A 12075-nucleotide genomic window follows, 5' to 3' on the forward strand; every position below is an offset into this window, starting at 1 on the left:
AGTTATATGCCTGCATCTTTACTTGCGTTGAAGAAAAAAATAGCTTCAGTTAAGCAAACTGGTAAAATTACCGAAGCCATGAGAATGGTTTCGGCATCGAAATTAAACCAAACAGAAAAACGGGATAAAGGTTACACGATTTATAATGATCATGTGCGACAAACTTTATCACGTTTGATGAGTGCCGAGGTAGTCAATCACTTGCGTAAAGAGCATGTAGCAATTGACGAAGACAGCATTGGCAAAATTGATTATGAAAACGTCTTTGGTTTAGGGATTGTTTCTGATATGGTTCAGGCACGTAAAAAGATCAATTCTACCGGTTATTTGGTTATTACCGGTGACCGTGGTCTAGTCGGATCATATAACAGTGCCGTCATTAAAAACATGATGGGTCTGTTTGAGGACTCAAAAGTTGAACATAAAGATATTAAAGTCTTAGCCGTTGGTTCGGTTGGTGCGGACTTTTTCAAGAAAAACAATCTCAATGTTGTGTATGAAAATGACAGCATTAGTGATGTACCAACTTTCGATGAGGTTTTGCCTATTGTTTCAACTGCGATCAAAATGTATTTGAACGGAGTTTATGATGAGCTGTATGTTTGTTACACTCACCACATTAACTCGTTATCATCTGCATTTCGAGTTGAAAAAATGTTGCCGATCGTTGACATTGATATTGGTGTCAAAGAAGCTGAAGCTCATAAAGACTTAGAATACGATATCGAACCTGATGTTAATGCCGTTTTAACGACACTAATTCCTCAATATGCCCGTTCTACAATATACGGAGCTATTCTGGATGCAAAAACTGCAGAACATGCCAGTTCAATGACAGCAATGCAGAGTGCTACGGACAACGTTGATGATTTGGTTTCGAGTTTAACTACTAAATTAAACCGTGCAAGACAAGCAGAAATCACTACTGAAATTACTGAAATTGTCAGTGGTGCTAATGCTTTGAAATAATTAAGAAAAGGAGGTAGATGTTTTGAGTGAAGGTGAAGTTGTTCAAGTAATCGGCCCAGTTGTCGATGTCAGATTTCCGCTTGACAAAAATCTGCCTGATATTGACAATGCTTTGCGCGTCGTTAAGTCGGACGATGAATCTGTTGTTCTTGAAGTTACCTTGGAACTTGGCGATGGCGTTTTAAGAACGATAGCTATGGAATCTACCAATGGTCTTAGGCGCGGCATGAAAGTCGAAGACACAGGTGGACCTATTTCTGTACCTGTTGGTAATGATACTTTAGGTCGTGTCTTCAATGTTTTAGGTCAGCCTATTGATAATGGTCCTAAATTTGACAAAGATCATGCTCGTGACAGCATTCATAAGAATGCTCCTAAATATGATGAGTTAACTACAAGTCAAGAGATTCTTGAAACTGGTATTAAAGTTATTGATTTGCTTGAACCTTATGTTCGAGGCGGAAAAGTTGGATTGTTCGGTGGTGCCGGTGTCGGTAAGACCACGATCATTCAGGAACTAATCCACAACATTGCCCAAGAACATGGTGGTATTTCTGTCTTTACCGGTGTTGGTGAAAGAACACGTGAAGGTAATGACCTTTACTTTGAAATGAAAGCATCTGGCGTTTTAAGCAAGACAGCCATGGTCTTTGGTCAAATGAATGAGCCGCCTGGTGCCAGAATGCGAGTAGCATTGACTGGACTTACTTTAGCTGAATACTTCAGAGACGTTGAAGGTCAAGACGTGTTGCTCTTTATTGATAACATTTTCCGGTTTACTCAGGCTGGTTCCGAGGTTTCCGCTCTGTTAGGACGTATGCCTAGTGCCGTTGGTTATCAGCCAACTTTAGCTACTGAAATGGGACAGCTGCAGGAAAGAATTACTTCAACTAAGAAGGGTTCTATTACTTCGATTCAGGCGGTTTATGTGCCGGCCGATGACTATACTGACCCAGCTCCAGCTACTACTTTTGCTCACCTTGACGCTACCACCAACTTGGAACGTAGCTTAGTTGAGCAAGGTATTTACCCGGCCGTTGACCCGTTGCAGTCAACCTCCAGTGCTTTGGACCCAGAAATAGTTGGTCAAGAACATTATGAAGTGGCAACAAGGGTACAGCATATTTTACAACGTTACCATGAATTGCAAGATATCATTTCAGTTTTGGGAATGGATGAATTGTCTGACGAGGAAAAGGTCATTGTTAGCCGTGCTCGTAAAGTACAGTTTTTCTTATCACAAAACTTCTTTGTGGCAGAGCAATTTACAGGTGTGCCTGGTTCTTATGTTCCAATTAAGGAAACAATTAAAGGCTTTAAGATGATTTTGGATGGTCACTTAGATGATCTTCCTGAAGATGCATTCCGTAGTGTAGGCCGAATTGAAGATGTTTTAAAGAAGGCTGAGCAAATGGGTGTAACTCCTAGTGATCCAGAAGCTAAAGCATTATTAGAAAAGTAAGGTGATGTCAAATGGCAGATCCAGAAAAACTTTTTATGGTAAATGTTGTAACTCCAGATGGACTGATTTTTTCTCACCACTCCAGTATTGTGGAAATGAGAGCAATTGACGGTCAACGTTCAGTGATGTACAATCACTTGCCAATATTGACTCCACTGGCAATTGGTGAGATTAAGGTCAAAAGAAGCCGCGAAATGAACAATATTGTCAATCACATTGCTGTTAGCGGTGGCTACTTTGAATTTTCTAATAATGTAGCTACGATTATAGCTGACAGTGCTGAACGAGCAGGTAATATTGATGTATCTCGGGCTAAAGCAGCTAGAGAACGTGCACAAAATGCACTGAAAAAAGCTCAAGCTGCTCACGACCAGCGATCACTTGAGAGGGCACAGGTTGCACTAAGAAGAGCCGTCAATCGAATAAGTGTTTACAATTCAGACAAATAAAACTAAAGTTTTAAGCGGATGCACTGCTTTGTGCGTCCGCTTTTATTGTGACTTAAGAAAAGCGAGAAAGAATATGTTTCAACTTGGCGTCCACGCACTAATTAGTATAGTAATTTATTTAATTACAATCGGTTTGTCTTTTCAAATTATGAAAAGCGTCCGTATTGAAAAAATAATTCGTAAAAACAGGATCTTCGAAGCACAGCTGCTGCTGATTTTTGCTGCGATTGCTCTAGGTTTTCTTGTTGGTAATTTTTTCATCACATTATTTGATACTTCTTTGCAATTAAGTAATTTCTTTTAAGACTTGTTAAAACTAATAAGTTGCCTACAAATTTAAAGTATTTGTGGTAAAATATGAATTGAATATTATGGAGGATTATTGTGGCACGAGATATAGGAATAGATTTAGGAACAGCAAATGTGCTCATTAACGTTTCAGGCAAGGGAATTGTTTTAAATGAGCCTTCAGTTGTTGCCGTCAATACAAGTACAAATAAAGTGGTAGCTGTTGGAACAGAAGCCTACAAAATGGTGGGAAGAACTCCGGGTAATATCCGCGTGATTCGTCCCTTAAAGAATGGAGTTATTGCGGATTTTGATATTACTGAAGCAATGCTATCCTATTTTATTGAAAAATTAAATGTAAAAGGCTTTATGTCCAAACCAAATATTTTAATATGTGCTCCTACAGGGGTAACTCAGATCGAGCAAAAAGCAATTATTCAGGCTGCTGAAAAATCTGGTGGGGGAAAGGTCTATCTTGATTTTGAACCTAAGGTTGCTGCCGTTGGGGCTGGTCTTGATATTTTTAAACCCCAAGGCAACATCGTGATTGATATTGGTGGTGGCACTACTGATATTGCAATTTTATCAATGGGTGAAATAGTGACAAGTCAGTCTCTTCGTTTTGCCGGTGACCACTTAAATCAGGCTATAGTTACATACATAAAAAATAAGTATAACTTGTTGATCGGTTCCCGAACGGCTGAACAAATAAAGATTGAAATTGGTAGTGCTTATGAACCAGAAAAAGAAAAAAGCATTTCGGTTCGTGGACGTGATGTGGTTGATGGTTTGCCGAAGCAGGCTACTGTGACAGCGCCTGAAATTCAAGAAGCACTTCATGACGGTCTAATGAACATTATTGCGGCTACTAAAGAAGTTTTAGAAAAAACACCGCCTGAGCTTTCCGCGGATATTATTGACCGCGGCATCATGCTGACTGGTGGCGGGGCACTTTTGAGAAATATTGACAAGCTGATTTCATATTACCTCAAAGTGCCGGTACTTACAGCTGATCATCCACTTGAAGCGGTAGCACTTGGTACTGGAATTTTACTCAAGAACATCGAGAAGCATCAGCGCCACTAATTTTTGGAGGCACGATTTGCGTAAAATACTGATTTATTTAGTTAAAATTTATCAGAGATTCATTTCTCCGGCTTTACCAAAATCTTGCCGTTATTATCCGACTTGCTCAACCTATATGGTTGATGCATTAACCAAATTTGGACCATTTTTAGGACTAATAATGGGGATTTGCCGGATATTGCGTTGCAATCCTTTTGTGCGCGGCGGAGTTGATCCCGTACCAGATAAATTTACTATTTTTCGCAATCCTCATCCAGAACGATATGAAGATGAAATTATAGCGAAAAAATTTCATCCAAATATAAAGTAGGAGAATTTATGTCAAAAAAACCAGAAAATATTAACGTTGAAATCAATGAAATCAAGGGTAAAAAAAACCCTACCTGGGAAGTTGTAATTCCTCAGAAAAAATCTATTGGTGTAATTGAAAAAATTGCAGGTCGTTATCGGGCTACAACTGGCAAAACCAATAGCATCTTGTATGCAAAAAGCTTAGAAAGCAGCATTAATGATTTGCTTTCATACTTTGCTTTACATGAAAAGTAATAGGTTGTGATAATTAATGGTCAAAGTACAAAATAAAACCAATCTTTTTGATCGAATTGCCTGGAATATTGTTGTCCCTGTGCTATTGCTGGCAGTGGTGGGCCTTTATTCCATTTATTTTGCGGCAGTTGATGATCCCAGTCACATGGGTAGCCCTGTAAAAGCTGTGGCAATGCAGGGACTTTGGTATATTATTTCAGTGGCCATCGTTGTTTTTGTGATTCAGTTTGATGCTGAGCAATTGTATAGGATTGCGCCATATGTTTATGGGCTGGGTATCTTGCTCTTGATTGCGGTTTTGTTCTTTTACAATCGCAGTATTGCCGCAGATGCCGGCGCCAAAAGTTGGTTTAAACTGGGGCCAATTTCTTTTCAGCCATCAGAGGTCATGAAACCCGCTTTTATACTGATGCTGGCGCGGGTCGTGCGTGAGCATAATGACATGTTTGCCCATACTATCAAAAATGATTGGGTTTTAATTGGCAAAATGCTGGCTTGGCTTTTACCGATTGCCATTCTGTTAAAATTGCAAAATGACTTCGGTACGATGCTGGTCTTTATTGCAATCGTAGGAGGCGTTGTATTAGTTTCCGGTATTTCTTGGAAAATAATTGCACCGATGTTTGCGGCAGTCTTTGTTCTGGGAGTCGTAGTCATTTACATGGTTACAACGCCTGGAGGACAATCAATTTTAAGTCACTTTTTCCAGCCATACCAGTTCAGACGTATAATGTCATGGCTGAATCCATCTACTGATACTTCTAAAGCCGCCTATCAATTGTGGCAAAGTATGCAGTCAATCGGTTCTGGACAAATTTTTGGCAATGGCTTTGGCAAACTGAGTGTTTACGTACCAGTACGAGGGTCTGACATGGTTTATTCAGTAATTGGTGAATCATTTGGCTTTGTCGGTAGTGTAGCCGTCATTCTGCTTTACTTGTACTTGATCGTGCAGATGGTTCGCATCACATTCGATACTAAAAACGCATTTTATTCTTATGTCTCAACCGGTGTAATTATGATGATACTTTTCCATGTGTTTGAAAACATAGGCATGAGTATCGATCTATTGCCACTCACAGGTATTCCACTGCCGTTTATTTCCCAGGGTGGTTCAGCCCTGATTGGAAATATGATTGGTATTGGGATGATCTTGTCCATGAAGTTTCATAATAAAGACTACATGTTCAGCCAAGCGGGCGATTTCTAAAAATTTAATAGACACAAAAAAGCATTTCAGAGATGAAATGCTTTTTTTCTACTTGGTTATGTTTTCGTTTGAACGACAGACTAAGACGTCACAATCAGCAGTTCTGGTAACATATTCTGTTACACTGCCGATTAGTATGCGCTCAACAGCGTTCAGACCTGTAGCTCCTAATACGATTAAATCAATTTGGTGCTTTTTAGGAAACTGGTGGGCAATGATTGCCTTGGGAGCTCCAAATTCAATCGAATAGTGAACCTCCTTTACGCCAGCTTCCGTAGCTTGCTTGTAGTAATTCTGCAATTTTTCCTTAGCATCATTTGATACTTGCTCAACCATCTCTGAATCAAAGCTGGAAACATTTTGGAAAGATCTGGTATCAATGACATGCAGAATTTCCAACGCAGCATCATTCCGTTTAGCTGCAGCGATAGCTTTTTTAAAAGCTAAGTCTGCTTCCTTGGAGCCATCTACTGCGACTTGAATACGGTGATATTGTTTCATCATTTAAAACACCTCTCTTACCACTATTTTACCAAATTTCTGGGCAATTAATCACCCTTTTGATTAAGTAAAAGACTAAAAGTTAAAATAGTGATGCTGCTGAGAGCTAAGGTAATTAAATTCAGATACTTATTTGTCTGAAAAACTAAAATCAAACCTAGCAAAGTTTCTAAAAGCAAGATGACTGCAGTCCAGGACATTATAGAGCTGAAATTAGAAATGTTTTTACTATTATAAATCAAAAAATGACTGTGGCGGTTATGCCATAAATAAAAGGCAGTCAAAAGTAATATTGCTAGATATATCGTGATAACAACTTTTATAGCCATAAAATCTCCAAACAAAAAACGGTCCGCAGACCGTTTCCTAATATTCTCAAGAAATCCGAGTCATCGAAACATAGCAAAACAATGCTTGTTGAACCCGCAGTGTTCAAAAAATGAGACGTATCGCAACGAATGTGGATCCTATCGCAATAGATAGTCTTCCGATTCGAAAGTTATTTACTATCTCGCATGTCTTATGTTTGACCGGTCAACCTTATACAATTAAGCTAGTCGATCAACTCAGATCAATTATTATACTACTAAGCTTTTTGATATTTGTCAAGAAAGAGCAAATATTATCGGGTTTAGTGAAAAGTTTTTTATTTTTTAATCAAAAATGATAATTATTTATTGTTGAATGTTATCTAATCATTTATTATTATCTTTTAAAATAATACAAATAAGTTATAATAAACTGTTTTTTATTGCTAAGGATGGGAAGATAAAAATTATATTACGTTATTAAATCTATAGATGCATGAGAGAGAATTATTTTTACTTGTTTTTTTTGAGCTTAGGTCAGTTAGCTAAAATTTTCAATCTTTGTAACCCTTCATAATATAACGTATTAATCAAAAAAAGGTTTGTTTTGCAAGTGCTCTAAACATAAAAAAAACAAATAGTTTAATAATTTTTTTAATAAATTTGGTTTTCTTTGTGATTTAATATTAATTGAAAAATATAAGTTTTTATTGTATTTAATAATGTTATTTTTTTAAATATTATTTTAGATTTATGAAATAATTAGCACTAATTGTATTTTTGAGATTTTTAAATTTATCAATTTTTTATTAATCGTTATTTATAAATACAATATTTTTTTAAGATATTATATTGACAATCAAAATTTTCAATCCTAGAATAGTATTCGGAAATAATAATCATACATACTTTTAGGAAGGATATATATATGCTTGGTAAAAATAATTATCATGAAAGATTAAGAAAAATGGAGTTGCTAGATAAGCACGACCACTTTTCAATTCGTAAACTGAGTATTGGTGCAGCTTCTGTCTTGCTAGGTTTTACATTTTTTGGCTTAAATAGTCAAAGCGTAAAAGCTGATACGGTTAAATCTGTGCAGCAAATAAGTGAGAAATCAAACGAGGATCATTCAAATACTGAGACTAATTTGTCAACTTTTTCAGGTTTGAGTTCTTTTTTAAGAGACACTAAGGATAGCAAGCCCAAGAATGCCAATGATAAAAACAAGTCTAATAGTCAGATTGCTGAAGATAAGATTGACAGCGACAATAAAGATACAACAGTAGATAACAATAATAATAATGAAAATATTTCTTCAACTATCTCCGGAGAAGAAAGTCAAGACGATACTGCTGACAGGAATCCAATTGACAAAGATAATTCGGATAATAACAATTCTGATAATGCAACTTCAAAAGATAATACTAATGGAGTAACAGACAAAAACAAGATTAATAAAAAGGAAAGTAATGATTTAAAGGTTGAAAACGGTGTCGCCCAAATCTACAGTTGGGATCAATTTGAGAAGGCATTTCAAGATACAAATATCTCTAAAATAAGTATTATGAAAGATATTGTTTCTTCTAGCACCGGAACGGAACAAAGTTTTAATGTTACGGGACATAAGCTTGTCATTGAATCAGGAGATGATAAAAAACATATTATTGATTTTAAGGGTCGACATCCTGATCTAGTAGGTAATTCTAAGTTAGACATAACTTTTAAGAATTTGAAAATATGGAGCTCAGACTGGTATGGAGTAGTTAGAACAGATCACTATAGTTATAATGCAAGTAAAGATAATACTGCTTTAATCACATTTGATAACGTTGAATTCTATGGTAATCAATTACTATATGTAGGTAGTCATAACGAAATACATATAAAAAATAAGGTAATTGCTGATCAAAAAAAGAGTCCATACAATAGTCCTGTTGATGGTTCTCAAGCTAATGGTGCAGTCAATAATTCACAAATCTTTGAATTTACCAATTCTGATAATTCACTTTATTTTGATGAAGGTTGTGAATTTATAGGTAATACTTTAAATGGTACTGCTATTGAAATGAGAGGTAAAAATTGCAATGTTTATATAGCTAAAGGTGCAAAAGTAACATTGAACCCCCTTAAGAATAGTGATGGTAGTTTTAATCCTGATTCTGGGCAAAATGGGACGATTTATGGAATTATGATTAATGGTGGTTCAGTAAATGTTAAAGGACATCTAGCCATTAACATAGGTAGTTCAGATTATAAGGGAACACGTGACAACAAAGTTGCCCAAGCTATTTATTTAGGTGATTCAAACAGCAGTTTGGTAATAGATAGTAACCTTGATCAGACCGGCGGCTTAGTAGATGTTAAGACTAACGGAAATATATCAAGAAATAATTCAAATGTTTTAATTACCGATTCGGGCAATTTAATAGTTAAACCAAATGCCGCTTTAAATGTTACTGGTGAAAATATGGGTGACTACTCGGGAACATTAATTTCCATTAAAGGTAAAGGAGACTTTGAAAACAGTGCTCTTAATGTAAAGCTGCAAGGTGATGCCGGAAATGAAGCCATTACTTTAATTGATGCACCAGGAGATTTAACTATAAACAATCCCACTTCTTTAATATTAGATGCACATTTGAACCAAAATCCAGGAACAACTATTTTTGGTAATAATCAGGTTAACATTACAAATGTTCGTCAGATTTTAACTTATGATAAAGAAGATTTAGATAAAAAACTTACTATACCTCCTTTTCATGTTTTGCAGGTTAAACATACATCTAATGGTATGGAGATTGGTAAAGTTGAAATGCTCAATGGAAAAAGAACTTTGAGTAAGGAGTTGGCGTCCCAACTTAAAGCTGACCAAGAGGTTCAGGCTATATTAAAGGAATATCCTGATATTGCAGTTAAGTTGGACCCAGACTCAGGCTCTTATATAGGACAAACCTTTGACAATATTTTTGCAGATGCGATGAAAATCGCTCTCAGCAATTCAAAATATCCAGGTTATAATAATATAGCTTTTAAGCCTGCTAATCCAACTGGATTTTTAGATATTGATACAGACAAAAATGATGTTACAATTGATTATATTGATGATGAATCAAATCCTGATAATAGTTTGGCTGTAATAACCGGCTATATTAAAAATTATGACAACAGTTTAGATGGACCAGATACAAGTGGCATATTTAACTCGATTCTTAATCTACCAGGAGGAACTGACCCATATATTAAAATTGTTATTAAGGACTCATCTGGAAAAGAAACTACTTTGATTCCTAAAGGATTTAATGAAGATCCATATGTGGATACAGATGACGAAATACTCCCTTTAGAACACCATTTTGCAGGTAAAGCTGTTTACGATGAAATTACTAAAGAATATAAGTTTACCATAACTATTCCTACGAGTGAACTATTAAAAGGATCTTCAATTGCACTATATCCAGATGCTAATTTCGTTGAATACAATCCTCTGTCCCTCGCATTATCACCTACAGATACTAATCTTCGACCTATCGTTAAAGACATATTAGCTCTAGCTCAAAACACTGCAGCTAAAGCAATTCAAGATAAAATTAATGAAGTTGAAGGTGCAGAGCTTGATTTAACAGCAGATGAAAAACAAAAATTAACTGACGCCCTTAATGACGCTAAAGCTGCCATTGCTAAGCCAGGTAGTGACGGGATCTCAGTTTATGCTAGTGATGTTAAAGATGTTCCAACAGTTAACGACCGTAAAAAGGCTGCTCTAGATAAGCTTGAGCAAGCATTCGAGACAGCACAAGAAGCTTCAAGCGAGGCTAGTGCTGTTAAAAAGGCACAAGCTGCAGCCAATAAAGCAATCAGTACTGCTGCACAAGAAGCAATTACTCGTGTAAAGACATCCGGATTGTCAGAGGATAAGCAAAAGCAGTATATTGACGCTATTAACAATGCTAAAGATACTGCTTTACAAAATCCTTCAACTGACAAGAACTCAATTTATAATCCTGACAATGCCTCCGCTGATATTACAAACATAGAGAAATCAGTTAGCGATAAGATTAATAAGGAAGCTGCTAAGGCTGAAGTTGCTGGCTATACTGAAAAAGGTGAGACTACTTTAGGTATAGTTTCACCTAATACAGAAATTGACGAAGCTTTGGCAAACCAACTAGCTAATATTGATAAAGCAACTGACATAGGTGCAGCTGAGGATTCAGCCAAGAAAGATATTTTTGATAAGTTGAAGGCAGCTGCCAAAACCAAGATAGAAGAAAGTGCAAATAAAGCCAAAGAAAGTCTTGGAGTAGACGCAGATGAAGGCATAGATAAAGCGGTTAAAGAAGCTGAAACTGCAATTGATGGTCATACTAGTTTAGATGATATTAAAGGTGACATCACTGCCGGACAAGACAGCGTTTTAGCTGCCTATAAAGATTCGGCCAAGAAGCAACTTACAGAAATAGCCCAAGCCGATAAGGAAGCACTTGGAGTAGATTCAGATCCAAATATTGATCAAGCAGTAGAAAATGCAAATAGCCTAATTGAGCAAGCAGGAACAATAGATTTAGTTAATACTAACTTAGGTGAAGGCAAGAAGAAGGTTCAGGACAAGTTCAAAGCAGCCGCTAAAGCCAAGATAGAAGAAAGCGCAAATAAAGCCAAAGAAAGTCTTGGAGTAGATGCAGATGAAGGCATAGATAAAGCGGTTAAAGAAGCTGAAACTGCAATTGATGGTCATACTAGTTTAGATGATATTAAAGGTGACATCACTGCCGGACAAGACAACGTTTTAGCTGCTTATAAAGATTCAGCTAAGAAACAAATCCAAGAATATGGTAAAGCTGCTAAGCAAAATCTTGGAGTAGACGCAGATGAAGGCATAGATAAAGCGGTTAAAGAAGCTGAAACTGCAATTGACGGTCATACTGAACTAGATGATATTAAAGGTGATCTTACTACAGGTCGAGGGGAAGTTTTAGCTGCTTATAAAGATTCAGCTAAGAAACAAATCCAAGAATATGGTAAAGCTGCTAAAGAAAGTCTTGGAGTAGATGCAGATGAAGGCATAGATAAAGCGGTTAAAGAAGCTGAAACTGCAATTGACGGTCATACTGAACTAGATGATATTAAAAATGATGTTGCCACTGGTAAAGAAAACGTATTAACTCAAGCTCAAAACACTGCAGCTAAAGCAATTCAAGATAAAATTAATGAAGTTGAAGGTGCAGAGCTTGATTTAACAGCAGATGAAAAACA

10 protein-coding genes are annotated in these 12075 nt (G+C 36.5%); 9 read left to right on the forward strand and 1 reads right to left on the reverse strand.

The genetic code is table 11. The annotated features are described in order from the left end of the window. Positions 1 to 6 precede the first annotated feature (6 nt). From H3T43_RS08120 to H3T43_RS08155, 8 genes are all read left to right on the forward strand, one after another. Positions 7 to 969 (forward strand): F0F1 ATP synthase subunit gamma, encoded by a 963-nt coding sequence (locus tag H3T43_RS08120; protein ID WP_198213852.1) that lies wholly within the window; start codon positions 7 to 9, stop codon positions 967 to 969. A gap of 22 nt (positions 970 to 991) precedes the next feature. Continuing rightward, entirely contained in the window at positions 992 to 2431 is a 1440-nt protein-coding gene (gene atpD / locus H3T43_RS08125; protein ID WP_034981189.1) for a F0F1 ATP synthase subunit beta, read from the forward strand. 11 nt (positions 2432 to 2442) lie between these two features. After that, positions 2443 to 2880 (forward strand): F0F1 ATP synthase subunit epsilon, encoded by a 438-nt coding sequence (locus H3T43_RS08130; protein WP_034981186.1) that lies wholly within the window; start codon positions 2443 to 2445, stop codon positions 2878 to 2880. A gap of 73 nt (positions 2881 to 2953) precedes the next feature. After that, on the forward strand, positions 2954 to 3184 hold the full coding sequence (locus tag H3T43_RS08135; protein WP_198213854.1) for a DUF1146 family protein: 231 nt from the start codon (positions 2954 to 2956) through the stop codon (positions 3182 to 3184). 80 nt (positions 3185 to 3264) lie between these two features. Further along, complete coding sequence (locus H3T43_RS08140; RefSeq protein WP_187154282.1) at positions 3265 to 4254, forward strand: rod shape-determining protein; 990 nt, start codon at positions 3265 to 3267, stop codon at positions 4252 to 4254. Between the two features lie 16 nt (positions 4255 to 4270). Further along, positions 4271 to 4564, forward strand: a complete 294-nt coding sequence (gene yidD, locus H3T43_RS08145; RefSeq protein WP_034981179.1) for a membrane protein insertion efficiency factor YidD — start codon at positions 4271 to 4273, stop codon at positions 4562 to 4564. Positions 4565 to 4572: 8 nt separating this feature from the next. Next, complete coding sequence (locus H3T43_RS08150; RefSeq protein ID WP_198213856.1) at positions 4573 to 4800, forward strand: DUF2969 domain-containing protein; 228 nt, start codon at positions 4573 to 4575, stop codon at positions 4798 to 4800. Positions 4801 to 4816: 16 nt separating this feature from the next. Continuing rightward, on the forward strand, positions 4817 to 6010 hold the full coding sequence (locus H3T43_RS08155) for an FtsW/RodA/SpoVE family cell cycle protein (protein ID WP_198213858.1): 1194 nt from the start codon (positions 4817 to 4819) through the stop codon (positions 6008 to 6010). Between the two features lie 48 nt (positions 6011 to 6058). On the opposite strand, the gene H3T43_RS08160 is transcribed toward H3T43_RS08155, so the two are convergent. Further along, positions 6059 to 6514: a universal stress protein gene (locus tag H3T43_RS08160; RefSeq protein ID WP_034981171.1), complete on the reverse strand. Its 456-nt coding sequence runs from the start codon at positions 6512 to 6514 to the stop codon at positions 6059 to 6061. A 1233-nt stretch (positions 6515 to 7747) separates the two neighbouring features. Between H3T43_RS08160 and H3T43_RS08165 the strand changes: the two genes are divergently transcribed. Continuing rightward, positions 7748 to 12075: pectate lyase-like adhesive domain-containing protein (locus H3T43_RS08165; protein ID WP_198213860.1), on the forward strand; the 4328-nt coding region annotated here is incomplete at its 3' end.

Source organism: Lactobacillus sp. M0396, from assembly GCF_016101625.1.
Classification (GTDB): Bacteria; Bacillota; Bacilli; order Lactobacillales; family Lactobacillaceae; genus Lactobacillus; species Lactobacillus huangpiensis.